Source organism: Erwinia sp. MMLR14_017 (assembly GCF_033657285.1).
In the GTDB taxonomy this organism is placed as follows: domain Bacteria; phylum Pseudomonadota; class Gammaproteobacteria; order Enterobacterales; family Enterobacteriaceae; genus Erwinia.
The window spans coordinates 155,355-181,128 of sequence record NZ_JAWVWP010000010.1 but is presented as its reverse complement, the minus strand read 5'-3'; the positions used below and the strand labels follow the sequence as shown (position 1 = coordinate 181,128).

The 25,774-nt window shown below is 53.7% G+C and carries 28 protein-coding genes and 1 pseudogene; 23 read left to right on the top strand and 6 right to left on the bottom strand.

The window, feature by feature from the left end:
- Positions 1–280 precede the first annotated feature (280 nt).
- Positions 281–865, bottom strand: coding sequence for a nucleoside triphosphate pyrophosphatase (locus SD961_RS16830; protein ID WP_318791489.1), 585 nt, complete (start codon positions 863–865; stop codon positions 281–283).
- Positions 866–1,007: 142 nt separating this feature from the next.
- On the opposite strand from SD961_RS16830, the gene yceD reads away from it, so the two are divergent.
- From yceD to SD961_RS16720, 22 genes are all read left to right on the top strand, one after another.
- Positions 1,008–1,529 carry a 23S rRNA accumulation protein YceD gene (gene yceD / locus SD961_RS16825; RefSeq protein ID WP_306212146.1) on the top strand — a complete coding sequence of 174 codons (522 nt, stop codon included), beginning with the start codon at positions 1,008–1,010 and terminating at the stop codon, positions 1,527–1,529.
- A 14-nt stretch (positions 1,530–1,543) separates the two neighbouring features.
- A complete protein-coding gene (rpmF, locus tag SD961_RS16820; RefSeq protein ID WP_013201675.1) occupies positions 1,544–1,714 on the top strand; it encodes a 50S ribosomal protein L32 in 171 nt (56 codons plus the stop codon).
- A gap of 26 nt (positions 1,715–1,740) precedes the next feature.
- Complete coding sequence (gene plsX / locus SD961_RS16815; protein ID WP_318791488.1) at positions 1,741–2,775, top strand: phosphate acyltransferase PlsX; 1,035 nt, start codon at positions 1,741–1,743, stop codon at positions 2,773–2,775.
- 5 nt (positions 2,776–2,780) lie between these two features.
- Positions 2,781–3,734: a beta-ketoacyl-ACP synthase III gene (locus tag SD961_RS16810; RefSeq protein WP_318791487.1), complete on the top strand. Its 954-nt coding sequence runs from the start codon at positions 2,781–2,783 to the stop codon at positions 3,732–3,734.
- Positions 3,735–3,750: 16 nt separating this feature from the next.
- A complete protein-coding gene (gene fabD, locus SD961_RS16805) occupies positions 3,751–4,674 on the top strand; it encodes an ACP S-malonyltransferase (RefSeq protein WP_318791486.1) in 924 nt (307 codons plus the stop codon).
- 19 nt (positions 4,675–4,693) lie between these two features.
- Positions 4,694–5,428, top strand: a complete 735-nt coding sequence (gene fabG / locus SD961_RS16800; protein ID WP_318791485.1) for a 3-oxoacyl-ACP reductase FabG — start codon at positions 4,694–4,696, stop codon at positions 5,426–5,428.
- 153 nt (positions 5,429–5,581) lie between these two features.
- Entirely contained in the window at positions 5,582–5,818 is a 237-nt protein-coding gene (gene acpP, locus SD961_RS16795; protein ID WP_004157115.1) for an acyl carrier protein, read from the top strand.
- A gap of 94 nt (positions 5,819–5,912) precedes the next feature.
- Positions 5,913–7,154 carry a beta-ketoacyl-ACP synthase II gene (fabF, locus tag SD961_RS16790; RefSeq protein ID WP_318791484.1) on the top strand — a complete coding sequence of 414 codons (1,242 nt, stop codon included), beginning with the start codon at positions 5,913–5,915 and terminating at the stop codon, positions 7,152–7,154.
- Positions 7,155–7,322: 168 nt separating this feature from the next.
- Positions 7,323–8,123: an aminodeoxychorismate lyase gene (pabC, locus tag SD961_RS16785; RefSeq protein WP_318791483.1), complete on the top strand. Its 801-nt coding sequence runs from the start codon at positions 7,323–7,325 to the stop codon at positions 8,121–8,123.
- A 12-nt stretch (positions 8,124–8,135) separates the two neighbouring features.
- On the top strand, positions 8,136–9,155 hold the full coding sequence (gene yceG / locus SD961_RS16780) for a cell division protein YceG (protein WP_318791482.1): 1,020 nt from the start codon (positions 8,136–8,138) through the stop codon (positions 9,153–9,155).
- Positions 9,145–9,777 carry a dTMP kinase gene (tmk, locus tag SD961_RS16775; RefSeq protein ID WP_318791481.1) on the top strand — a complete coding sequence of 211 codons (633 nt, stop codon included), beginning with the start codon at positions 9,145–9,147 and terminating at the stop codon, positions 9,775–9,777. The genes yceG and tmk overlap by 11 nt, the downstream gene beginning before the upstream one ends.
- Entirely contained in the window at positions 9,774–10,769 is a 996-nt protein-coding gene (gene holB, locus SD961_RS16770) for a DNA polymerase III subunit delta' (protein WP_318791480.1), read from the top strand. Before tmk ends, holB begins: the two co-directional genes overlap by 4 nt.
- An 18-nt stretch (positions 10,770–10,787) precedes the next feature.
- Entirely contained in the window at positions 10,788–11,582 is a 795-nt protein-coding gene (locus SD961_RS16765; RefSeq protein ID WP_318791479.1) for a metal-dependent hydrolase, read from the top strand.
- Between the two features lie 271 nt (positions 11,583–11,853).
- Positions 11,854–13,287 (top strand): PTS glucose transporter subunit IIBC, encoded by a 1,434-nt coding sequence (gene ptsG / locus SD961_RS16760; protein WP_318791478.1) that lies wholly within the window; start codon positions 11,854–11,856, stop codon positions 13,285–13,287.
- 169 nt (positions 13,288–13,456) lie between these two features.
- Entirely contained in the window at positions 13,457–13,807 is a 351-nt protein-coding gene (hinT, locus tag SD961_RS16755; protein ID WP_318791477.1) for a purine nucleoside phosphoramidase, read from the top strand.
- A 28-nt stretch (positions 13,808–13,835) separates the two neighbouring features.
- On the top strand, positions 13,836–14,204 hold the full coding sequence (locus SD961_RS16750; RefSeq protein WP_318791500.1) for a YcfL family protein: 369 nt from the start codon (positions 13,836–13,838) through the stop codon (positions 14,202–14,204).
- A gap of 44 nt (positions 14,205–14,248) precedes the next feature.
- The gene (lpoB, locus tag SD961_RS16745) at positions 14,249–14,812 is read left to right on the top strand and encodes a penicillin-binding protein activator LpoB (protein WP_412916696.1); all 564 of its coding nucleotides are present in this window, start codon (positions 14,249–14,251) and stop codon (positions 14,810–14,812) included.
- Positions 14,796–15,713: a phosphotransferase gene (locus SD961_RS16740; protein ID WP_318791475.1), complete on the top strand. Its 918-nt coding sequence runs from the start codon at positions 14,796–14,798 to the stop codon at positions 15,711–15,713. The genes lpoB and SD961_RS16740 overlap by 17 nt, the downstream gene beginning before the upstream one ends.
- A 22-nt stretch (positions 15,714–15,735) precedes the next feature.
- A complete protein-coding gene (gene nagZ / locus SD961_RS16735) occupies positions 15,736–16,746 on the top strand; it encodes a beta-N-acetylhexosaminidase (protein ID WP_318791474.1) in 1,011 nt (336 codons plus the stop codon).
- A 21-nt stretch (positions 16,747–16,767) separates the two neighbouring features.
- Positions 16,768–17,310: an alpha/beta hydrolase YcfP gene (gene ycfP / locus SD961_RS16730; protein ID WP_318791473.1), complete on the top strand. Its 543-nt coding sequence runs from the start codon at positions 16,768–16,770 to the stop codon at positions 17,308–17,310.
- 220 nt (positions 17,311–17,530) lie between these two features.
- Complete coding sequence (locus SD961_RS16725; protein WP_318791472.1) at positions 17,531–18,835, top strand: NAD(P)/FAD-dependent oxidoreductase; 1,305 nt, start codon at positions 17,531–17,533, stop codon at positions 18,833–18,835.
- Between the two features lie 298 nt (positions 18,836–19,133).
- Entirely contained in the window at positions 19,134–19,673 is a 540-nt protein-coding gene (locus SD961_RS16720) for a glycine zipper 2TM domain-containing protein (protein ID WP_318791471.1), read from the top strand.
- 94 nt (positions 19,674–19,767) lie between these two features.
- Here the strand turns inward: SD961_RS16720 and SD961_RS16715 are convergent, their stop codons facing one another.
- From SD961_RS16715 to SD961_RS16705, 3 genes are all read right to left on the bottom strand, one after another.
- Complete coding sequence (locus tag SD961_RS16715) at positions 19,768–20,298, bottom strand: Hcp family type VI secretion system effector (RefSeq protein WP_318791470.1); 531 nt, start codon at positions 20,296–20,298, stop codon at positions 19,768–19,770.
- Between the two features lie 8 nt (positions 20,299–20,306).
- Positions 20,307–20,669, bottom strand: coding sequence for a hypothetical protein (locus SD961_RS16710; RefSeq protein WP_318791469.1), 363 nt, complete (start codon positions 20,667–20,669; stop codon positions 20,307–20,309).
- 158 nt (positions 20,670–20,827) lie between these two features.
- Positions 20,828–21,211: a hypothetical protein gene (locus SD961_RS16705; protein ID WP_318791468.1), complete on the bottom strand. Its 384-nt coding sequence runs from the start codon at positions 21,209–21,211 to the stop codon at positions 20,828–20,830.
- Between the two features lie 157 nt (positions 21,212–21,368).
- Between SD961_RS16705 and SD961_RS16700 the strand changes: the two are divergent.
- Positions 21,369–21,552 (top strand): annotated as a pseudogene (locus tag SD961_RS16700) (IS4 family transposase); the annotation flags it as partial.
- A gap of 234 nt (positions 21,553–21,786) precedes the next feature.
- Here the strand turns inward: SD961_RS16700 and mfd are convergent.
- Complete coding sequence (gene mfd / locus SD961_RS16695) at positions 21,787–25,230, bottom strand: transcription-repair coupling factor (protein WP_318791467.1); 3,444 nt, start codon at positions 25,228–25,230, stop codon at positions 21,787–21,789.
- A gap of 75 nt (positions 25,231–25,305) precedes the next feature.
- On the bottom strand, positions 25,306–25,515 hold the full coding sequence (locus SD961_RS16690) for a hypothetical protein (RefSeq protein WP_306212221.1): 210 nt from the start codon (positions 25,513–25,515) through the stop codon (positions 25,306–25,308).
- Positions 25,516–25,774 lie beyond the last annotated feature (259 nt).

The window sequence follows — 25,774 nt, the reverse complement described above, 5'->3', positions numbered from 1 at the left end:
TGGGGAAGGGAGAGGGGGCTGATAAGCAAAAGCTAAGCGGCATGGACGCCGCTTCGCAGCCCCCAGGGAGGGGTTCACGGCGTTTTTGTGTTCAGCCCCCTCTCCCTGACCTGGCTACATATCCCTCAGACAACGTGCCTTTAAAACAAGCCACATAACTCCCATCAACACGAACCATGCCACCAGTCCATCCAGACAACGTGTCTTTAAAACAAGCTATAGCAAGACCCCATCATCCCGAACCGTGTCGCCACACCTGGCGCCCTCCGCCACTTATTCGCTACCCCATCAAGGGGTCCACGCCAGCCTGACGTAACATTTCGCACAGCGCAATCAGCGGAAGCCCAACCAGCGTATTGGGGTCGCGTCCTGAAAGCCGTTCAAACAGCGTAATGCCCAACCCTTCGCTTTTGAAACTGCCTGCACAATTAAGCGGCTGCTCCTTAGCCACATAATTAACGATCTCTTTCTCAGTAAGCGTTCTGAAATCGACGCTGAAGGGCTCACACACAACCTGTAGTTGGTTCCGTTTACTGTCAAAAAGCGCCAGCCCGGTATAAAAAATAACGCTATGCCCGCTCGCCAGCCTTAACTGCTGGTGGGCGTTCTCTTCAGTGTGCGGTTTTCCGGTTATTTTGCCATCAATCACACAAACCTGATCGGAACCAATAATCAGATGCGCGGGATAGTTTTTCGCCACTGCTTTCGCCTTCTCAGCAGCCAGCCGCATAACAAGATCGGTAGCAGATTCATCAAGTTGCGCTGCTTCATCAACCTGCGGAGCAGCAGTGAAAAAGGGCAGGCCCAGCTTTTCAAGCAGAGACTTCCTGTAGGAAGAGGTTGAAGCAAGTACCAGTTGAGTCATATTTTTTTCCAGAATAGATAGCGAATCACTTCAAGGCATTTTAAACTGTGCGCCGCACCGGATGCGAATATTGGGTGAAAGATGCTGTAAAACGGCCTTTTTCTTTGACTCTATCTCGTTACAAAGTTAATATGCGCGCCCTATGCAAAAGGTAAAATTACCCCTGACTCTCGATCCGGTTCGTACCGCTCAAAAACGCCTTGATTATCAGGGCGTCTACACCCCTGAACAGGTGGAGCGTATTGCCGAATCGGTAGTGAGTGTGGACAGTGATGTAGAATGCTCTATGTCGTTCGCTATCGACAACCAGCGTTTAGCGGTACTTAACGGTACTGCGGCGGTTTCCGTCACGCTTTGTTGTCAGCGCTGCAACCAGACATTCCCGCATCAGGTCCACGTGACGTATTGTTTCAGCCCGGTCGTTACTGACGAACAGGCTGAGGCGTTGCCGGAAGCGTACGAGCCGGTCGAGGTCAACGAGTTTGGCGAAATCGATCTGCTGGCAGTGGTTGAAGATGAAATTATCCTCGCCCTGCCTGTCGTTCCGGTGCATGATTCTGAACACTGTGAAGTGTCCGAGGCGGACATGGTCTTTGGAAAATTGCCTGCAGAGGCAGAAAAACCAAACCCATTTGCCGTATTAGCCAGTTTAAAGCGTAAGTAATAGGAGTAAGGTCCATGGCCGTACAACAGAATAAACCAACCCGTTCCAAACGTGGCATGCGTCGTTCACACGATGCTCTGACCACTGCCTCTCTTTCCGTAGATAAAGTTTCTGGCGAAACGCATCTGCGTCACCACATCACTGCGGATGGTTACTACCGCGGTCGCAAGGTCATCGTTAAGTAATTCTTGCGGATTCGCAAGGCGATACTTTGCCACGTCTGACCCTGGCGATAGATGCCATGGGCGGGGACTTCGGTCCCTGCGTGACAGTGCCTGCTGCAATGCAGGCACTGGCCTCTAACTCGCAACTGCATCTTCTTCTGGTCGGCGATCCCGACAACATCTCGTCATTACTCGCAAAAGCTGATTCAGCGCTGTTGGCACGTCTGCAGATTATTGCTGCCGAGTCGGTTATTGCCAGTGATGCCAAACCCTCCCAGGCGATCCGCCAAAGTCGCGGCTCCTCTATGCGTATGGCGCTTGAGCTGGTTAAAGAGGGGAAAGCGCAGGCTTGTGTCAGTGCCGGCAATACGGGGGCGCTGATGGGGCTGGCAAAACTGCTGCTCAAGCCGCTCGACGGTATTGAGCGCCCCGCGCTGATGACAGTTTTGCCGAATCAGCAGCAGGGGAAAACAGTGATACTGGATCTGGGTGCTAACGTTGATTCAGACAGTACGATGCTGGTGCAGTTTGCGATTATGGGCGCGGTGATGGCAGAGGAAATCCTGTCAGTTCCTCATCCCCGCGTGGCATTATTAAATATTGGTCAGGAAGAGACCAAAGGTTTAAGCAGTATCCGCGATGCCGCAGCTATACTGCGTGCATTGCCAGATATTAATTATATTGGATACCTCGAAGGCAACGACCTTCTTACCGGTGCAACGGATGTGCTTGTCTGTGATGGTTTCGTGGGCAATGTCACCCTGAAAACCATGGAAGGTGTGGTAAGAATGTTTCTTTCGCTGTTGAAATCGCAGGGCGAAGGTAAAAAAAGGGCCTGGTGGATGACGCTGTTGGGACGTGTTCTGAAAAAACGTCTGGCGAAGCGCTTCGGCCACCTCAACCCCGACCAGTACAATGGCGCCTGCCTGTTAGGATTACGCGGTTCCGTGATTAAAAGTCACGGCGGAGCGAATCAACGCGCATTCACTGCGGCGATAGAACAGGCAGAGCAGGCGGTGCGGCGGCAAGTTCCCGAGCGAATTGCTGCGCGCCTTCAGGCTGTATTACCTAAGAGTGACTGACGTACATGTATACGAAAATTATCGGTACGGGCAGCTATTTGCCCGAACAGGTGCGGACTAACGCCGATCTGGAAAAAATGGTGGATACTTCGGACGAGTGGATTGTCACCCGTACCGGTATCCGTGAGCGTCGCATAGCAGCACCTGATGAAACCGTTGCGACAATGGGCTATCAGGCTGCGCTGCGTGCGCTGGAAATGGCCGGTGTTGATAAAAATGACATCGGATTGATTGTGGTTGCAACCACCTCTTCCAGCCACGCCTTCCCAAGTTCAGCCTGCATGATCCAGCAGATGCTGGAAATTGAGGATGCCGCAGCTTTTGACCTTGCAGCAGCCTGCGCTGGCTTTACCTATGCCCTGAGCGTTGCCGATCAGTATATCAAAAACGGCGCGGTGAAAAATGCGCTGGTGATTGGTGCAGACGTGCTGGCTCGCATGCTGGACCCGGCCGATCGCGGCACTATCATTTTGTTTGGCGATGGTGCCGGAGCTGCGGTACTGGGTGCCAGCGAAGAGCAGGGCATTATCTCCACGCATCTGCACGCGGATGGCCGCTACGGGCATCTGTTAACGCTTTCCAACCAGGATCGTGAGCGTCAGGATCAACCTTCTTACGTCACCATGGCGGGTAACGAAGTGTTCAAGGTGGCCGTAACGGAGCTGGCGCACATCGTTGAAGAGACCCTGCAGGCTAATAACCTGGAGCGTGAGTCTATCGACTGGCTGGTGCCGCATCAGGCTAACCTGCGTATTATCAGCGCCACCGCCCGCAAACTCGGCATGGGTATGGAAAAGGTAGTGGTCACGCTTGACCGCCACGGGAATACTTCCGCCGCCTCGGTGCCTTGTGCATTAGACGAGGCCGTGCGTGATGGCCGCATACAGCGCGGTCAGCTTATTCTGCTGGAAGCCTTCGGGGGTGGATTCACCTGGGGCTCGGCGCTGGTTCGCTTTTGATTAACAGGACATAACAATGACGCAATTTGCTATGGTTTTCCCGGGACAGGGATCGCAAACGGTAGGCATGCTGGCTGAACTGGCCGCAGAAAATCCCACCGTTGAACAAACTTTCCGTGAAGCTTCCACGGCTTTGGGCTATGACCTGTGGTCACTCGTCCAGCAGGGTCCTGCTGAAGAGTTGAACAAAACCTGGCAAACTCAGCCGGCACTGCTGGCCGCATCTGTTGCTATTTTCCGCGTTTGGCAGGAAAAAGGCGGTTCAAAGCCCGCAATGCTGGCGGGACACAGCCTGGGCGAGTATAGTGCGCTGGTTTGCGCAGGCGTGATCGATTTTCAACAGGCGATCAAACTGGTTGAATTGCGTGGCAAACTGATGCAGGAAGCGGTTCCGGAAGGCACCGGCGCCATGCAGGCTATTATTGGTCTGGATGATGCGGCTATTGCTAAAGCCTGTGAAGAGTCTGCACAGGGTCAGGTGGTATCACCTGTTAACTTTAACTCGCCTGGTCAGGTTGTTATTGCCGGAAATAAAGAAGCGGTAGAGCGTGCCGGTGCAGCCTGTAAAGCTGCCGGCGCGAAACGTGCTCTGCCGTTGCCTGTGAGCGTACCTTCTCACTGTGCATTGATGAAACCTGCCGCCGACAAACTGGCGGAGGCGCTGGAAAAACTGACCTTCAACGCCCCGGAACTGCCGGTGGTTAACAACGTTGATGTGAAGTGCGAAACCTCGCCTGAGGCCATTCGTAGTGCGCTGGTGCGTCAGTTGTACAATCCTGTCCGCTGGACGGGCTGTGTAGAGTTTATGGCGCAGGAAGGCGTAACGTCATTGCTGGAAGTCGGCCCTGGAAAAGTGCTGACTGGCCTGACGAAACGTATTGTTGACACCCTGACCGCGGCACCGGTGAACGATCCGGCCAGCCTGTCAGCGGCGCTTTAACAGTCAGACGAGGATGAACATGAGCTTTGAAGGAAAAATCGCACTGGTTACCGGTGCAAGTCGCGGTATTGGCCGCGCCATTGCAGAAACACTGGTAGCCCGGGGCGCAAAAGTGGTCGGTACAGCGACCAGCCAAAATGGCGCAGATGCCATCAGTGCCTATCTGGGCAGCAATGGCCGTGGCCTGCTGCTGAATGTGACCGACAGCGCTTCTATCGACAGCGTGTTGGAAAATATTCGTGCTGAATTTGGCGAAGTGGACATTTTAGTCAATAATGCAGGCATTACACGTGATAATCTTCTGATGCGTATGAAGGATGATGAGTGGCAGGATATCCTGGACACCAATCTGACTTCCGTATTCCGCCTGTCAAAAGCGGTAATGCGCGCTATGATGAAAAAACGCGTAGGCCGAATCATTACCATCGGCTCCGTTGTTGGAACGATGGGTAATGCGGGCCAGGCAAACTACGCGGCAGCAAAAGCGGGTTTGATCGGCTTCAGCAAATCACTGGCGCGTGAAATCGCGTCACGTGGTATCACCGTTAACGTTGTGGCTCCCGGTTTCATTGAAACCGACATGACGCGTGCGCTGACTGAAGATCAGCGTGCGGGCATTCTGGCGGAAGTGCCAGCGGGTCGCCTTGGCGACGCGCAGGAAATCGCCAATGCCGTTGCATTTTTAGCTTCTGACGAGGCTGCGTACATCACTGGTGAGACGCTGCACGTCAATGGCGGAATGTATATGGTCTGATAATCACGAAACTATTTGCGTTATTTGCGGTAATGCCCGCAAAATAGCGTAAAATCGTGGTTGGACCAGCCGGGATTTAGTTGCATCTTTTTCAACATTTTATACACTACGAAAACCATCGCGAAAGCGAGTTTTGATAGGAAATTTAATAGTATGAGCACTATCGAAGAACGCGTTAAGAAAATCATTGGCGAGCAGCTTGGCGTTAAGCAGGAAGAAGTTGTTAATACTGCCTCTTTTGTAGAAGATCTGGGCGCTGATTCTCTTGATACCGTTGAGCTGGTAATGGCTCTGGAAGAAGAGTTTGATACCGAGATTCCGGACGAAGAAGCTGAGAAAATCACCACCGTTCAGGCTGCTATTGATTACATCAATGGTCACCAGGCGTAAGTGAGCCTCTCCAGGCGGTCATTCGACCGCCTGAGTTTTTTCTGAAAGTCCCACATAGTGTCATTGTCATTTTTTCCCTCCCTGGAGGACGAACGTGTCTAAGCGTCGTGTAGTTGTGACCGGTCTTGGCATGTTGTCTCCTGTCGGCAATACCGTAGAGTCTACCTGGAATGCTCTTGTTGCCGGTCAGAGTGGCATCAGCCCGATCGACCATTTTGATACTAGTGCCTACGCAACGCGTTTTGCTGGCTTAGTAAAGAATTTTAACTGTGAAGAATTTATCTCGCGCAAAGATCAGCGCAAGATGGATGCCTTCATTCAGTACGGCGTAGTTGCTGGCATTCAGGCCATGCAGGACTCCGGTCTCTCTATTACGGATGAGAATGCCGATCGTATTGGTGCTGCTATCGGCTCCGGTATCGGTGGTCTCGGTCTGATTGAAGAAAATCACGCCTCGCTGGTTAACGGCGGCCCGCGTAAAATTAGTCCTTTCTTCGTTCCCTCCACGATTGTAAACATGATAGCGGGTCATCTGACTATTATGTATGGCATGAAAGGTCCAAGCATCGCTATCTCTACAGCCTGTACTACCGGTGTGCATAACATTGGTCAGGCGGCGCGCATTATTGCTTACAATGATGCCGACGTGATGCTGGCAGGCGGTGCCGAAAAGGGCAGTACCCCGCTGGGTATTGGCGGTTTTGGCGCAGCACGTGCCCTCTCAACTCGTAATGATAGTCCACAGACGGCAAGCCGTCCCTGGGACCGCGATCGTGACGGCTTTGTGCTGGGCGATGGCGCAGGACTGGTGGTGCTGGAAGAGTACGAGCACGCCAAAAAACGTGGCGCAAAAATTTATGCCGAACTGGTTGGTTTTGGCATGAGCAGCGATGCCTACCACATGACCTCGCCACCGGAAGATGGGGCAGGTGCTGCGCTGGCGATGAAAAACGCTCTGAACGATGCGCATTTATCGCCTGAACAGATTGGTTATATCAACGCGCACGGCACCTCGACGCCAGCCGGTGATAAAGCAGAGACACGGGCGGTGAAGACCATCTTTGGCGCCAGTGCAAACACCGTAATGGTCAGCTCAACCAAATCCATGACCGGTCACCTTTTAGGCGCAGCGGGCGCGGTAGAGTCAATCTTCTCTATTCTTGCCCTGCGTGATCAGGTGATCCCGCCAACCATCAATCTGGATAACCCGGATGAAGGTTGCGATCTGGATTTTGTGCCGCACACTGCACGTCAGGTAAAAGGACTGGAGTATGCCCTGTGTAACTCCTTCGGCTTTGGTGGAACCAACGGTTCGTTGATTTTCCGCAAAATCTGATTGCTGCCTTAACCTTCTGAAGGCCCGCTTAGCGGGCCTTTTTTGTGGGTTTTTTCGGCAGCCGCCGCACTTTTTCATCCCGGTACAATTCTCTGGAGACAAGCAGATGAATCTGCCGCCTCATCGGGGTAATCTTTACCGCTGTGAAACGATCGCTCAGGGGAACTTATGGTCTGGATAAACGGAGAGCCGCAGGAGAGGGTAGAGGCTCGCGATCGTGCCGTGCAGTTTGGTGACGGCTGCTTTACTACAGCCAGGATACTGGAGGGAAAAGTTGTCTCGCTAAAAGCGCATCTCTCACGGCTGAAGGCTGGTTGCGAACGGTTAATGATCCGCAACGTGGACTGGGATGCGCTGGCTGCTGAAATGCAGAACGCCGCCGCAACGCGGTCGGACGGGGTGCTGAAAGCGATTGTATCAAGAGGAGCGGGCGGACGCGGATACAGCGCTCTGGGCTGTGAACAGCCCTCGCGGATGATTTTTCTCTCAGACTATCCGGCCCATTACCAGCGGCTTCGGCAGACGGGCGCCAGGCTGGCGCTGAGCACCGTGCGGCTGGGGAAAAATCCGCTGCTGGCCGGGATCAAGCATCTCAACAGGCTTGAGCAGGTGCTGATCCGTACAGAGCTTGACCAGACCGCAGCCGACGAGGCGCTGGTGCTTGACAGTGACGGCAGCCTGGTGGAATGCTGTGCGGCAAATTTATTCTGGCGCAAGGGAGATCAGATTTTTACGCCCGATCTCAGCCAGTGTGGCGTCAACGGCATCCAGCGGCAAAAGGTGATCCAACAGCTGCACAGGCTGGGGATGCCGGTGCAGGAAGTCAGCCTGCCGGTAGAGACGCTGGCAGAGGCAGAAGAGGTGTTTATCACCAATGCGCTGATGCCGGTGCTGCCGGTGAGTCAGATCGATTGCTGGCATTATGCCTCGCGCGCTATTTTTAACCTGCTACGCCTGCATGACGATTAACAGGGAAATTTCATGACTGTTGTAAAAAAAGTAGTAACCGGGATGGTCGTCATTATTGTGGCCCTCCTGGCGTTCAGCTACTGGCAGATCCGCCAGTTCGCTGATTCATCGCTGACCATCAATAAAGAGACGATTTTCACGTTGCCGGCAGGTTCCGGGCGGGTAGTGCTGGAAGCTGAGCTCAATCAGCAGCATATTGTGCCGCAAACGTTGTGGTTTGGCTGGCTGCTGAAGCTGGAGCCGGAGCTGGCTAACTTCAAGGCTGGCACCTATCGCTTTTCGCAGGGTATGACGGTACGCCAGATGCTGGAGCTGCTGAGCAGTGGCAAAGAAGCACAGTTCCTGGTGCGTTTTGTTGAAGGCACCCGTATGCAGGAGTGGCTGGCTGAACTCCGTGCGGCCCCCTATATCAAACACACGCTGAAAGATGACAAGCTGGCAACGGTTGCCACAGCGATGGATCTGCCTGAGCAGGATGTGGAAGGGTGGTTCTATCCTGAGACCTATGCTTATACCGCCAATACCACTGATGTGGCGCTGCTTAAGCGCGCGCATGAGCGGATGGTAAAGCTGGTGGAGGCGCAGTGGCAGGATAAAATCGACGGCCTGCCTTACAAAGATAAAAATGATTTAGTCACCATGGCCTCTATTATCGAAAAAGAGACGGCGGTGAGTGAGGAGCGCAGCAAAGTAGCCTCGGTCTTTATCAATCGTCTGCGCATTGGCATGCGTCTGCAAACCGATCCAACCGTCATTTATGGAATGGGGGAGAACTATACAGGCTCGCTGACGCGTAAAGACCTGGAGACGCCAACGCCTTACAATACCTACACCATTGCCGGGATGCCGCCAGGACCGATTGCGATGCCCGGCAAGGCTTCTCTTGAAGCGGCCGCGCATCCGCTGAAAACGGATTACCTCTATTTTGTTGCTGACGGCAAAGGCGGACATACGTTCACCACCAATCTTGCCAGCCATAATCGTGCGGTTCAGGCGTGGCGTCTTGCCGTGAAGGAAAAAAATGGACAGTAAATTTATCGTTATTGAAGGTCTTGAAGGCGCAGGGAAAACCACGGCCCGTGAGGTTGTGGTGGAGACATTGCGCGAGCAGGGCATCAGCGACATTCTCTTCACACGTGAGCCGGGCGGTACGCCGCTGGCGGAAAAACTCCGCGATCTGATCAAACAGGGCGTTGAGGGCGAACAGGTGACCGATCGTGCAGAGCTGCTGATGCTCTACGCGGCGCGGGTTCAGCTGGTTGAGAATGTTATCAAGCCAGCTCTGGCCAGAGGTGCCTGGGTGGTAGGTGACCGTCACGATCTCTCTTCCCAGGCGTACCAGGGCGGCGGACGTGGCATGGATACGCTGCTGATGGCGCAGCTTAAGCAGAGCGTACTGGGCGATTTTGCGCCGGATTTAACGCTCTATCTTGACGTGACGCCTGAGATTGGGTTGCAGCGTGCGAGAGCGCGTGGCGCGCTTGACCGTATTGAGCAGGAGTCGCTGAATTTTTTCACCCGCACCCGTGAGCGCTATCAGGCGCTGGCGGCGGCCGATGCCAGTATCAGAACCGTCGATGCGACCCAGTCAATTGAGCAGGTCTCCGCTGCCATTCGCCAGACTCTGTTAGCCTGGTTCAGGGAACAGGCATGAACTGGTACCCCTGGCTGAACCAGCCTTACCGACAAATTATCAGCCAGCATCAGGCAGGGCGTGGTCATCATGCGCTGCTGCTGCATTCACTGACCGGGATGGGAGAGGCCTCGCTGGTCTGGGGGATCAGCCGCTGGCTGATGTGCCAACGGCGTGACGGCCTGAAAAGCTGCGGAGCGTGCCACGCCTGCCAGCTGATGCAGGCCAACACCCATCCGGACTGGTACAGGCTGGAGGCGGAAAAGGGTAAAAGCGCGTTGGGGATTGATGCAGTACGCAGCGTGACGGAAAAGCTCTACCACCATGCGCAGCAGGGCGGCGCAAAGGTAGTCTGGATCCCTGATGCGGCTCAACTGACCGAAGCGGCGGCCAATGCGCTGCTTAAAACGCTGGAAGAGCCGCCGAAAAATACCTGGTTTCTGCTTAACAGCCAGCAGCCTGCCCAACTGCTGGCTACGCTTCGCAGCCGCTGCTTTACCTTCCATCTTGCCCCGCCAGATGAGGCGCCAGGCCTGCAATGGCTGCTGAAGCAGCGCCCGATCTCTGAGCAGGATGCGCTGACGGCCTTACGGCTCAGCGGCGGCGCACCCGCAGCGGCCCTGGACTTACTCAGTGAAAAGCGCTGGGCCGCCAGAGAGGCATTGTGTCAGGCGCTGCCTGAGGCGCTCAGGGGAGATATGCTAAGCTTGCTACCCGTTCTGAACCACGATGATGCTGTCCAGCGCACCGGCTGGCTCTGTTCTTTACTGGTTGATGCACTGAAGTGGCAGCAGGGCGGAGGGCAGTTTATCGCTAATGTCGATCGGCAGGCGTTAATTGCTGAGCTGGCGATGCAGCTTCCTGCCAGCGCGCTGGATGAAAGCGTGCGGCAGTGGATGATTGCCCGTGACCGTTTGCTTAACGTGGTCGCCCTGAATCGTGAATTATTGTTGACTGACCAGCTGCTGGGCTGGGAGCAGATGCTCCATCCTGTAGCGGGCCGGTCTGACTAGCCTGAAAAGAGAGTATTTATGTTTTTAGTAGATTCGCATTGTCATCTGGATGGGCTGAATTATGAGACGCTGCATCAGGATGTCAGTGATGTGCTGGCGAAAGCGGCAGCCCGTGACGTAAAGTTTATGCTGGCCGTTGCCACCACGCTGCCCGGCTATAAAGCGATGACCACGCTGATTGGCGATCGTCCCAACGTCGCTTACTCCTGCGGTGTGCATCCGCTGAATCAGGCAGAGCCTTATGACTTTGCTGAACTGCGTCAGCTTGCCGCTGATGAACGTGTTGTGGCGATGGGGGAAACGGGGCTGGATTACCATTATCAGCCTGAAACCCGCGCGCAGCAGCAGCTCTCCTTTCGTGAGCATATCCGCATCGGACGCGATCTTAACAAGCCGGTCATTGTCCATACCCGAGATGCCCGCGACGATACGCTGGCCATTTTGAAAGAAGAGAAGGTGGAAGGGTGCGGCGGCGTGCTGCACTGCTTCACGGAAGATCGTGAAACCGCAGAAAAACTGCTGGATATGGGGTTCTATATCTCCTTCTCCGGGATTGTGACCTTCCGTAACGCGGAAACCATTCGCGAAGCGGCGCGTTATGTGCCGCTGGACAGAATGCTGGTTGAAACGGATTCTCCCTACCTGGCGCCGGTACCTTACCGTGGCAAAGAGAATCAGCCCGCCTATACGCGCGATGTGGCAGAGTACATGGCGGTCGTAAAAGGGGTCACTATTGAGCAGATGGCTGAAGCCACAACGCAAAACTTCTCGGATCTGTTTCACGTTCCGCTTTCCCGTCTCACCGATCGGTAACCAAATCTGGCCTTTCATGGCCTGAGCGGCCCCTCTCTCCGCATCGCCCTCTGGACGGTGCGGTTTTTTATGGCCTCTGACTGGCGCTTTTCCGCGCTATAAGCGGGCAATACGCTCCAGGTTAAGGGAAACGTGATGCTCATCAAACATTAAATTAGCGATTTATTTTACTCTTCGTAATAAATAGCGAGCGCGCACAGACGCTCACTTTAAAACGGGAACCTCCCTCCCGTTAATACGCGTAACACACCCTACTCAGGAGCTTCACATTATGTTTAAGAACGCTTTTGCTAACCTGCAAAAGGTTGGCAAATCGCTGATGCTGCCGGTATCTGTTTTGCCGATAGCCGGGATATTGTTAGGCGTTGGCTCGGCCAACTTTAGCTGGTTGCCTCTCGTGGTGTCCCACGTTATGGCAGAAGCGGGCGGCTCGGTCTTCGCCAATATGCCGCTGATTTTTGCCATTGGCGTGGCGTTGGGTTTTACCAATAACGATGGTGTCTCCGCCCTGGCTGCGGTCGTGGCTTACGGCATTATGGTGAAAACCATGGCGGTGGTCGCGCCGCTGGTCCTGCATTTGCCAGCCGCAGAGATAGAAGCCAAACATCTTGCCGATACCGGCGTGCTGGGCGGGATCATCGCGGGGTCGATTGCAGCCTGGATGTTCAACCGCTTTTACCGCATCAAGCTGCCTGAATATCTGGGCTTCTTTGCCGGTAAACGCTTTGTTCCTATCATCTCTGGCTTTACCGCTATTTTCCTGGGCGTGGTGCTCTCCTTTGTCTGGCCGCCAATTGGTACCGCCATTCAGGATTTCTCCCAGTGGGCAGCCTATCAGAACCCGGTGGTGGCGTTCGGCCTGTATGGTCTGATTGAGCGTACGCTGGTACCGTTCGGCCTGCATCATATCTGGAACGTTCCTTTCCAGATGCAGATTGGCGAGTTTACTAATGCGGCAGGTCAGGTATTCCACGGCGACATTCCGCGTTATATGGCAGGCGATCCAACAGCAGGCAAATTGTCCGGTGGCTTCCTGTTTAAAATGTACGGTCTGCCCGCCGCAGCAATCGCTATCTGGCACTCCGCTAAGCCTGAAAACCGCGCTAAAGTGGGCGGCATCATGATCTCTGCCGCGCTGACATCTTTCCTGACGGGTATCACAGAACCAATTGAGTTCTCCTTTATGTTTGTGGCCCCGGTGCTCTATGGCATCCATATTCTGTTAGCTGGCCTGGCGTTCCCTATCTGTATCCTGTTGGGGATGCGTGACGGTACCAGCTTCTCCCATGGTCTGATCGACTTTGTGGTGCTGAGCGGCAACAGCAGCAACATCTGGCTGTTCCCGGTGGTTGGCGTCATTTACGGCCTGATCTACTACACGGTATTCCGTCTGGTCATCACTAAATTCAACCTGAAAACGCCGGGCCGTGAAGAGACGACCGCTGAGCAGACCGTTGGCACCGCCAATGAGATGGCGGGTAACCTGGTGGCGGCGTTTGGCGGTAAAGAGAACATCACTAATCTGGATGCCTGCATCACTCGTCTGCGCGTCAGCGTAGCGGATGTGGCTAAGGTCGATCAGTTGGGCCTGAAGAAACTGGGCGCGGCTGGCGTGGTGATTGCTGGTTCCGGCGTTCAGGCTATTTTTGGTACTAAATCGGATAACCTTAAAACTGATATGGATGACTTTATCCGTAACAGCTAACAGATTTGCCGCAGAAAAGGGGCGCGAAAGCGCCCCTTTTTTTATGCCAGTTAAGGCCAAATGGTGCAAAGGCAGACGATTAACGTAAGAAAAATCACGGGAAGGTTGAAAGAAAACAAATATCTCGCTCATACTGCCTGAACTCTCCTCATCGTTCAGGGATTTGCTCATGGTCGAAGAAACGATTTTCAGTAAAATTATCCGCCGCGAAATTCCGGCAGACATCGTCTATCAGGATGAGCTGGTAACAGCATTTCGTGATATCTCCCCCAAAGCGCCTACGCACATTCTGGTTGTGCCAAATATTCTTATTCCCACAGCCAATGATGCCGTACCCGGTCATGAAGCGGCACTGGGCCGCATGATCACCATTGCGGCAAAAATTGCCAAACAGGAAGGGATTGCTGAAGATGGCTACCGTCTGATCATGAACTGCAATTCGCATGGCGGACAGGAGGTCTATCATATCCATCTGCATCTGCTTGGCGGCCGGCCTCTCGGGCCGATGCTGGCTAACTAATCGCTTTCTGATGCGGACACACTCTATGATGCGGGCAATGGTCACAGGCTTGACGCTACTGGCACTCCTCAGCGGATGCAGCAGCGATCGCACCACTATCAATACCTCACAGTCGCTGGTGATGGAGTCTTCCGTGCTCTCCGCCGGGATCACTACCGATGAGCCGGTGATGTCTGTGCATGAAGGGCAGCAGCGCGCTTCCTCTGTTCTCTATAACCAGCAGGTCACGCCGGTAACGGTGCATTATCGCTTCTACTGGTATGATGATAAGGGCCTGGAAATCACCCCCTTTGAGCGTCCGCGCACGGCCACCGTGGCCGCCGACGGTAAAGTTGAAATATCATCGCAAACGGGTAACCTGACGGCGAGTAAAGTCAGGCTCTATCTGTATCTTTAGGAGATTATTGCGTGGAAAGGAACATAACTAAACTCTCTGGCGTGATGCTGTTGGCACTGGTTCTGAGTGGCTGTATCAGCCAACAGCAGCAGCCTCAGCAACCCGCGCCAGTTGAACCCGTTCAGCCGACTCAGCCCGCGCCGCCGCCGGTTCAGCCGCCGCCGGTTGAAACTGTGCCCCAGCCACCCAAGTTCCAGTCGATTAACTGGGATGCCAGCGTAACGCCGCTGGTTGCGCAAATGCTGAAGGCCGATGGCGTTACGCCAGGCAGCGTTCTGCTGGTAGATGGCATGAAAAACAGCACCAACGGCAGCCTGCAGACTTCTAAAGCTACTGCGGCGCTGCATTCAGCACTGGAGAATAATACCCAGTTTACGCTGGTCACGCCGCAGCAGCTGACCACTGCCAAACAAACGCTGGGCCTCTCTGCTGAAGACAGCCTGGGCTCGCGCAGCAAAGCTGTCGGGCTGGCACGTTACGTTGGCGCGCAGTATGTGCTCTACAGCAACGCGCAGGGTGACGTGAAATCTCCCGCCTTGCAGATGCAGCTGATGCTGGTGCAAACCGGGGAAATTATCTGGTCAGGCAACGGTGTCGTACAGCATTGATCCGGCGCTCGGCAGAGTCATTACCCAACAGTTTCCGGCGGCAAAGTCCGCCGGTTCTTTTTTTCCGCTCAGCGGCCTGACTGGCCAGACAGGCAAAGTTGTTATCGGCGAGAAAGTGCTGCTGGCACGCCATCAGCATCCAGTAAACGTTATTCCTGGTGTTGATCGCCGCCGTGAATACCATATTCTTCGTAAGCTGTCTGGCAGCGGGCTGGGGCCAGCGGTTTATGGTTTCGCTGACAGATGGTTACTGCTCGGCTGGCAGCCTGGTGAGGTGCTCAGCCCGCAACAGTTTCTGCAGCAGCTGGATGCGCTGGTGCCATTGATAGCCCGGTTGCACAGCCAGTCACTGAGCGGGTATCGCCTCTCTCTGCTGCGGCTGCTGGAGCAGTACTGGCTGCTAAGCCATCCGGCCAGGCGACACTGTGGCTGGCTGCGCGCGCTGAGGCGATTGCAGCAGCAAGGTGAACCGAAACCCCTACGGCTGGCACTGCTGCATATGGATATTCATGCGGGCAATGTTATCAGCAGCCAGCAGCTGAGCGGGCGGGAAACTGCCTGTAAGGGCGACGAAACGCTGACGGATAATGACACTATCACCGGCAGCCAGACGCTGCGGCTGATCGACTGGGAGTATGCCAGTGATGGCGATGTGGCGCTGGAGCTGGCGGCAATCGTGGCGGGTAACGGATTACATGGGCAGCAGCAGGCTCAGCTGACGGCAGCTTACGCCGCCGCTCAGCGGCTCGACCCTGCGGTGCTGGCCCGCCAGATGCAACGCTGGCAGCCGTGGCTGAAGCTGTTGATGGCAAGCTGGTATGAACTGCGCTGGCAACAGACGCAGGAAGAGACGTTTTTCACGCTGGCAGCACAGGCCTGGCAGCGGCTGTTATCAGAGTAAGAGGTGAAGTGTGGGACCGGTAATGTTAGACGTGCTCGGCTACGAGCTGGATGCAGAAGAGCGAGAAATTTTACAGCATCCGCTGGTGGGAGGGCTGATCCTGTTCAGCCGCAATTATCACGACCCGCAGCAGCTTGCGGAACTGGTCCGCCAGATCCGGGCCGCTTCCCGTCATCGGCTGGTGGTGGCCGTCGATCAGGAAGGGGGGCGCGTTCAGCGCTTCCGCGAAGGGTTTACACGCCTTCCCGCCATGCAGGCTTTTGCCGGGCTGAACGGTGAAGAAAAAGCGCTTGAGCTGGCACAGGAAGCGGGCTGGCTGATGGCGTCGGAGATGATAGCGCTGGATATCGATATCAGCTTTGCGCCGGTGCTGGATATTGGCCATGGCAGCGCGGCGATTGGTGAACGTAGCTTCCATGAAGATCCGGTTATTGCGCTCAACATGGCCCGGCAGTTTATTCGCGGCATGCACAGCGCAGGCATGAAAACGACCGGTAAACATTTTCCCGGCCACGGTGCGGTGAGTGCAGATTCCCACAAAGAGACGCCGCGCGATCACCGCAGCGAGCAGGAGATCCGCCAGCACGATATGCAGATCTTCAAACAGCTGATAGAAGAACAGGCGCTGGATGCCATTATGCCTGCGCATGTTATCTATACTCAAATCGATCCGCGTCCTGCCAGCGGCTCCTCACACTGGCTGCAAACGGTGCTGCGTGGCGAGCTGGGATACGACGGCGTGATCTTCTCAGACGACCTCTCGATGGAGGGCGCTGCGATTATGGGCAGCTATGCTGAACGTGGACAAGCTTCTCTGGATGCAGGGTGCGACATGATTTTGGTCTGCAATAATCGCGCAGGAGCGATCAGCGTGCTGGATAATCTGTCACCGATCAATGCTGAGCGCGTCAGCAGGTTGTACCATCGGGGAACATTTACGCGTCAGCAACTGCTGGCTTCGCCTCGCTGGAAAGAGGCGAGTCAGGCGCTCTCCACGCTGCAAACGCGCTGGCTGGAGCAGAAAAACCGCTGACGACCACTCAGGAGGAAGGCGATGATCATCTATCTTCACGGCTTCGATTCCACCAGCCCGGGGAACCATGAAAAAGTTCTTCAGCTGCAGTTTATCGACCCCGACGTTCGTTTACTCAGTTACAGCACGCTGCATCCGAAACATGACATGCAGTATTTGTTAAAGGAGACGGATAAAATAGTGCGCAGCGGTGACGATGAGAGGCCACTGATTTGCGGCGTGGGGTTAGGCGGTTTTTGGGCCGAGCGAATCGGTTTTCTGAGCGATATCCGCCAGGTCATGGTGAATCCGAACCTCTGGCCGCAGGAGAACATGGCGGGGAAAATTAACCGCCCGGAAGAGTACATCGACATCGCCACCAAATGCGTCAGCAATTTCCGTGAAAAGAACCGTGACCGCTGTCTGGTGCTCCTTTCACGTAGCGATGAAGCGCTCGACAGCCAGCGTTCAGCAGAAGAGCTGCATAATTTCTATGAGATTATCTGGGATGAAGTGCAGAGCCACAAATTCAAAAACATCGCCCCTCATTTGCAACGGATAAAGGCGTTTAAAACCCTCGGTTGACCTTTTCCGGGGCCGTGACCAGGTGATGGCCCCGCACTTTGCTTCGTATTAATCTGAGTTTCTCTGGATAAAATTGACCTGCGTCAATTTTAAGAGATCTCATCTTCACGCCCGTGCTATCCTGCCTTCAGATAGCGAATAAACTCGCCAACCCTATGTTAACTAAGGATATTAATTTAACCTTTGGTTAACGATTGGTTCACATTTTTAAGGGGGTCAATTGACTACACCACTCAAGAAAATTGTTATTGTCGGCGGGGGGGCCGGTGGGCTGGAGCTTGCCACTCAGCTGGGTCACAAACTGGGGCGTAAGAAAAAGGCGGAAATTATCCTGGTGGACCGTAATCACAGTCACCTGTGGAAGCCGCTGCTGCATGAAGTGGCCACCGGCTCGCTGGATGAAGGCATTGACGGACTGAGCTACCTGGCGCATGCCCGGAATCATCACTTCCAGTTCCAGTTAGGCACGCTGACCACCATTGAGCGCGAGAGCAAACGTCTGCACCTGGCGGAAATCCGTGACGCCCAGGGCGAACTGCTGGTTCCGGAGCGCGAGCTGGCTTACGACACGCTGGTGATGGCGCTGGGCAGTACCTCCAACGACTTCGGTACGCCAGGCGTTAAGGACTACGCTATCTTCCTTGATAACCCGCATCAGGCGCGCCGTTTCCATAATGAAATGCTGAACCTGTTCCTGAAATTCTCTTCCAGCGAAGCGGTTGAGGAAAAAGTAAATATCGCTATTGTGGGCGGCGGCGCTACGGGCGTGGAGCTTTCCGCAGAGTTGCACAATGCGGTAAAACAGCTGCACAGCTATGGCTATAAAGGGCTGGATAACCAGGCGCTGAACGTGACGCTGGTGGAAGCTGGCGAGCGCATTTTGCCTGCGCTGCCGCCGCGCATCTCCACTGCCGCTCATCAGGAGCTTACCAAGCTGGGCGTACGTGTGCTGACGCAGACCATGGTCACCAGCGCAGATAAGCATGGCCTGAACACCAAATCTGGCGAATTTATTGAAGCGGATTTGATGGTCTGGGCTGCCGGAATCAAAGCGCCGGACTTTATGAAAGAGATTGGCGGTCTGGAAACTAACCGCATCAACCAGCTGGTGGTGAAGCCAACGCTGCAGACTACGCTGGATGAGAATATTTATGCCATTGGCGACTGTGCTTCCTGCGCATTGCCATCAGGCGGTTTTGTGCCGCCACGGGCGCAGTCGGCTCACCAGATGGCTTCGCTGGTGCTGGATAACATCCTGGCGCAGATGAAAGGCAAAGAGCTGAAGAACTATGTCTATAAAGATCATGGTTCGCTGGTGTCGCTCTCCCGCTTCAGTACGGTAGGCAGCCTGATGGGGAACCTGATGCGAGGGTCAATGATGGTGGAAGGGCGCATTGCCCGTTTCGTCTATATTTCTCTCTACCGCATGCACCAGGTCGCCCTGCATGGCTACTTCAAAACTGGCCTGATGATGCTGGTAGGCAGTATTAACCGGGTGATCCGCCCGCGCCTGAAACTGCACTGATCGCACTTTTTGCCAAATAGTACCACTCAGTAAGTCAGTCCGGGGCTTATAGTAACGCCGTTACTATAAGCCTTTCTTCTTCTAAAGCGCCCTCAGCCGCCGTTCGGAACACTCTTAAAAGCTTTCTCTTATAGTAAGCGAGCCTCATTTCGTCCTGTTTTCTTATTGTCACAATTGGTCCTGATGCGCAAAATTTACCTCAAGACTACACGGCGCGTCGCGCACGTCGGGTAACTGTCTCTGCCAGGGAGCAGGCAGGAGGCAAAAATGCGCGGTAACAGTTTCAGGAGGATGTCCTGTGAATAAATCAATGTTGGCGGGTATTGGAATTGGCGTGGCGGCAGCCCTGGGTGTGGCTACTGTTGCTGGCATGAATGTTTTCGATCGTAGCCCGCAGTATGCGCAGGTCCTATCGGCAACGCCTATTAAAGACACCATCAAAAACCCGCGTAAGGAATGTCGCAACGTCACTCTGACGCATCGCCGGGCCGTACAGGATGAACACCGTATTGCCGGTTCGGTACTGGGTGCTGTCGCCGGTGGCGTGCTGGGCCATCAGTTTGGCGGCGGTCGTGGCCGCGATGTGGCAACGGTGGCGGGTGCCGTCGCCGGTGGCTATGGCGGTAACCAGGTGCAGGGCGCAATGCAGGATCGAGATACCTACACCACGACCGAGCAGCGCTGCAAAACGGTTTACGACAAGCAGGAAAAAATGATGGGCTACGACGTTACCTATAAAATTGGTAACGAACAGGGCAAAATCCGTATGGACAACGATCCCGGTACGCGTATTCCGTTAGACAGCAACGGTCAGCTGGTGCTGAATGACCGCGCGTGAGCCACTCCACGAGTGAATGCTGACAGATCGGTATTCGTGCAAAACAATGCTGGTCACCTTAAGTGACCGGCATTAGCTGTACAGGCCCTCTTCTTTATTTATACTCTTTTGGTTTCTCTTCATCTTTCGGTTCCCTCCGCCAGGCATCATCATATTTGATGACCCCCGGAATATAGAACCACTCGATACTATTGTATCTCAGAGCAATAACCTCAAGCATATTAGGTGAACGAGAGCCTTGCACATAGGCATGGGAGAAGTCTGTAGAAGTAATAACAACCCTTCCCATTGTTACTCGATAAACCTCCGTTTCAACCCCAGCCTCCGATATTTCATAATATTTTATAACTGCCTGTTTGAATATTTTTCCAGTACAAACAGCATCATTGAGCAATGGGGAGTTTTTATCTAACTGTTTATGTAATATGTAGGAATGATGTTGACGAGTACCGCTCAAACGTCCCGTTGCGCCATCAGCAGGTTGATATATACCATGCTGGCTACTCATAATTTCAATACCACCCCGGTGACCTTCTAATAACTCACTAACAATTTCTCCAGCTCCATTATTAGCGTTGCTAATTAATATCCCATTTCCATCATACAGAAATAGATATGCGGGCAATGATATCTTTAGCTCCTTTTTTTAGTTTTGGCTATTGTTCCATTTTTATTCACATCAAACTCATATCGATACTTAATGTCATTCATTATATATAAAATCCCGTATTTACTTCCGGGCTTAAGTTTTATTTTGAAGCAATTGTCAGGAAAATAAAGCTTCAACATTACATCCCCTGAGTTAAGTAATGGCTTATTTATCCCCTGCACTATCTCCTCAAGATAGTAGTAGTTCAACGCGTCAGCTTCACCTGATTTACCAATACAAAGAGAATCACTATTAGTAAATACTGTGCCAGTCTCAATAAATACCAATCTGTCAGCATCACTCTGACATGCAGAAAGAACCAGACCAACAATTACAGCAAATGCCAATCTTCTCACGATGGGAAGCCTCTTAATATTCTCTGATATTTAGCCATAAGCTCCTTTACAGGCTCCGATGGATTGTAATTTTTCAGACGATAAAGATTATTATGCCCATAAAATCCATAATGAATTAATAACCTATAATCTGATACGATACAGGCTTGCTATTCCATCGGGTAATCTGAAAGGTTATCCTCATCTAAGGTATAGTGATAATCTACAGCCCATGAAAATGCACCTCTGGTTCTTACCCACATACCTCGTTGATGTTGGTAGACATGCATCATCTCGTGTAAAAATAAATGTTGTGAGTCAATCAGAGCCATTGAGAAATCGTCTTTATAAGTGCCTTCCTGAAAATATAACTCTCCATTAGGGGTCATAGCGTAATTTTCAGCTTGTAGATTAAATGGGAGATAACTTTCTCTGTGTACCCAAACTTCATTATATCGGATGCTGAATCCGTAGACTGCTGTTGCAAGATGAACCTCACCTAAGGTTAAACGCCTTAATCCGCCTCTTTTTATCGGGTTAAATACTGTTACCATACGCAACTCCTTCTGAACGAAAGTTGCATTGTACAACTTTCATACAAGGATTGAAGATCTCTTTATAACTATTCAATAAAAGTTTTAGTTTTAATCTGTCGTATTAATTCTGGAATATCTGACCATTTCTTTCTGATTTAATTTTTCTGTATAGTGTTACCGCGAAGTGAAACAGGGAATGCTGGACAGCCGCTGGACCCTGCGCAGCCGTCTGCCTGAACTGGCTCGGCAGGAGCTGTGGGGGATCCTGATGGCGTATAACCTGGTGAGATATCAGGGGGTGATGATGGCAACGCATCTGAAAGGGGATTATCTGTCGTGTCAGCTGAGCTTTAGTGGGGCAATCAGTGAGATATCGTGCCTTGATGACCTTACAAGGGGCTTCGCCAAAAACGGTACCCGGCGAGTTGAGAACGCAGTATGAAAAGGCGAAATGGCTGATATTACCGGGCCGCAGAGAGTGAAGTTAACCGCGAGAACTGCAGATTAGAACCCGAAAATATCCTGATAAAAAAATGCCGGTCACCTTAAGTGACCAGCATTAGACGTAAGCCGCTTTTTTACTGGGTGCTAACTCAGGCGGCGTTCGCCAGAATCTGCGCCATAAAGTCCCGCACCCATTTCATCCGTACCTTCCGCTCTGCCAGATCCCGGATAAATTTGATTTTGGTCGGCCCATCCAGGCGCCAGTGTTGTGGCTCTTTCTGCAACAACCCAATCAGCCAGCCAGGGTCCGCGGCATTCTTCTCGGCAAACTCAATGAATCCGCCTTTATCGCTTGCCTCGACGCGACGAATACCGATTTTCTTCGCCACCAGACGCAGGGCAGCAATGTCCAGCAGGTTGCGTGCAGCATCTGGCAGATTGCCAAAGCGGTCAATCAGCTCCACCTTCAGGTCGTCCAGCTCACCCTCTTCCTGAGCGCTGGCAATGCGCTTATAGAACGACAACCGCGTGTTGACGTCAGGAATAAAGTCATCGGGCAGCAGGGCAGGCATACGCAGCTCGATATCGGTCTGACTGTTGGTCAGATCTTCCAGCGAAGGCTCGCGTCCCTCTTTCAGCGCATCCACCGCGTTCTCCAGCAGCTCCATATAGAGCGAGAAGCCAATGGTTTCCATCTGTCCGCTCTGATCTTCACCCAGCAGCTCACCGGCGCCACGGATCTCAAGATCGTGTGTTGCCAGAGCAAATCCGGCGCCCAAATCTTCCAGAGAGGCGATCGCTTCCAGACGTTTATGGGCATCGGTGGTCATGGCTTTGGGATGTGGCGTCAGCAGCCAGGCATAGGCCTGATGATGCGAACGACCTACGCGGCCACGTAACTGATGAAGCTGCGCCAGACCAAAGTGGTCTGCCCGCTCAATAATGATGGTATTGGCTGTGGGAATATCGATGCCGGTTTCAATAATCGTAGTGCATACCAGTACGTTAAAGCGCTGATGGTGGAAATCGTTCATCACCCGCTCCAGCTCGCGTTCGCGCATCTGGCCGTGACCCACGGTGACCCGCGCCTCAGGAATGAGTTCAGAAAGGCGGTGAGCCGCTTTCTCAATGTTTTCCACATCATTGTAGAGGTAGTAAACCTGGCCGCCGCGCAGAACTTCACGCAGGATAGCTTCGCGCACCACCAGATTATCGTATTCACGCACAAAGGTTTTTACCGCCAGACGGCGAGCCGGCGGCGTGGCGATAATCGACAGGTCGCGCATGCCGCTCATCGCCATATTCAGCGTACGGGGGATTGGCGTGGCGGTCAGCGTCAGGATATCCACATCGGCGCGCATCGCTTTGATGCGTTCCTTATGGCGTACGCCGAAGCGGTGCTCTTCATCGACAATCAACAAGCCTAAATCACGCCATTTAATCTCCGTGCCCAGCAACTTGTGCGTACCGATAAGAATATCGATTTTGCCTTCGCGAGCCTGCTCAAGGATTTGCGACTGCTCTTTTGCGGTACGGAAGCGGGAGATCATTTCAATGCGTACCGGCCAGTTGGCGAAGCGGTCGCGGAAATTGTCATAATGCTGCTGAGCAAGCAGGGTAGTAGGCACCAGCACCGCCACCTGCTTGTTGTTCTCCACCGCCAGGAACGCGGCACGCATAGCCACTTCAGTTTTACCGAAGCCCACGTCGCCACAAACCAGCCGGTCCATCGCCAGCGGCTGGCACATATCGCTCAGCACTGCATTGATAGCCTGCGCCTGGTCTGGAGTGGTTTCGAACGGGAAACTTTCGCAGAAAAGCTGGTACTGCTCTTTATCATGCTTAAAGGCGAAGCCGGCTTTCGCCTCGCGCTGGGCATAGATATCCAGCAGTTCGGCTGCCACGTCACGCACTTTTTCAGCCGCTTTCTGGCGCGCGCGTGACCAGGCATCGCTGCCTAATTTATGCAGCGGCGCATTATCATCCGCGCCGCCTGCGTAGCGGCTAATCAGATGCAGGGAAGAGACCGGGACATAGAGTTTGGCGTCACCGGCATAGGTCAGCATCAGATATTCGGCGGTGATACCCCCCGTTTCTAATGTGGTCAGGCCCATGTAGCGGCCCACGCCATGCTCCAGGTGCACCACCGGCTGGCCGGGATGCAGTTCCGCCAGGTTGCGGATCAGGACATCAGGATTAATGGTGCGGCGGTTATCCTGGCGGCGACGGCTGACGCGCTCGCCCAGCAGGTCACCTTCACAAATCAACGCGCGCTGACGCAGACCATCCACAAACCCTTTTTCACTGGCACCAATCATCAGATAGTGACCGGCGACCGCGGCGGCGGAGAGAGCATGAACAGATTTGGGCAGAATTTTAATCCGTGCCAACAGCTCCTGTAACGCCTCACGACGGCCTTCACTCTCGACAGAAAATACCACCGGACCCGCGAACTCTTCCAGGAAACGACGCAGTGCATCCAGTGGCGCTTTGGCCTGAGCCTGCACCGCCAGGTCTGGCAGCGTCTGATAATTGAGGTTGGTATTGGCCGCTTTCTCCGGCAGCGCTTCACTTTTCAGCTGCACGCGCGGCCATTTTTTCAGCTCGCTAAACAGCTCGTCGGTGCGTAACCACAACTTTTCCGGCGGCAGAAGGGGACGCATCGGATCAACCCGGCGGCTTTCATAGCGCGAGGTGACGTCCAGCAGGAAACGATCGGCACTGCTTTCCAGCTCGCCGGTATTCACCAACAGGGTGTTGTCTGGCAGATAGCTGAACAGCGCAGGCAGCGGCTGTTCAAAAAAGAGCGGCTGCCAGTATTCGATACCGGTCGGCAGCGTACCTTTACTCACCTGCTGATAGATGTGCTCGGACTCGCGCCTGACGTCGAAATGTTCCCGCCACTGCGTGCGGAATAGCTCAATGGCCGTTTTATCGGTCGGGAACTCATGGGCGGGCAGCAGATTAACGGCTGGTACCTCTTCCAGCGTGCGCTGCGTATCGACGTCAAACAGCCGCAGGCTGTCAATCTCATCATCAAAGAAGTCGATGCGGTAGGGCTGGTCGCTGCCCATCGGATAGAGATCGAGCAGCGCGCCGCGTGTGGCGTATTCACCATGCTCCATCACCTGATCAACGTGACGATAACCGGCCTGTTCGAGCTGCGAGCGAAGCGTGTCGCGGGAGAGCCGCTGGCCTTTTTTCATCACCAGCGCGTGGCCATGCAGGAAACTGTGCGGGCAGACACGCTGCATCAGCGTATTCACCGGCACAATCAGCACGCCGCGTTCCATCATCGGCAATTGATAGAGGGTGGAAAGGCGGGAGGAGATGATATCCTGGTGCGGAGAAAAGCTGTCGAAGGGCAGCGTTTCCCAGTCGGCCAGACTCAGCACCGGCTCATCGGTAAACTGTTTAATTTCATCATGCAGACGGAGCGCGTTTTGCATGTCAGGGGCAATTAGCATCACCGGGCCAGAATGGCGCTCAACGATCTCGGCGCATTCTACCGCGCAGGCGGCACCGGTCAGTTGCCCTAACTGGCGCTGGTCACCTGCTTTGACGGGCAGGGTGTATCGATAGTGTTCAGGCATAATCAGTCAGACGGTCTCTTCGCGAAATGGAGAGCAGGGAACGGCTGTTCCCCTTTAGCTAACAGGAGTATACCTCTATTTCGGCGATTGTTGGGTGTAGTGCATTCTGGGGCGGTCAATGTTTGCCCAAATCAGCTCTTTTTCACCGTGATAACTGTGGTTGCCATCGTCCCATTTCACGTAATACCCTGCCGCGCCATCACCCTGTTCGAACACATTGACAACCATTCCTTTAATGTCGCCCGTTTTATGTCTGACAATGCTGCCTTTGGGATATTTAGACATTTTTACCACTCCTGCGCTTACTCGCTCTGGCACCAACAGTACACCCTCTTTCAAAGAGGGATTAATCTCAGTCTATGCTGATTTGCGTCCAACAATTAAGCAATTAAAGGGTGTTTTTTAAACGATGGCGGCGCGATAAACGCGCTTGTTGCCTTTGCTGACAAAACAAAGCAGCAGAGTCAGCAGCTTAGAGGTTCCATAACGACCGCCTGTCCTTTATTATCTTCGATCACTTTTTGCTAACGCTTTGCCAGAAGAC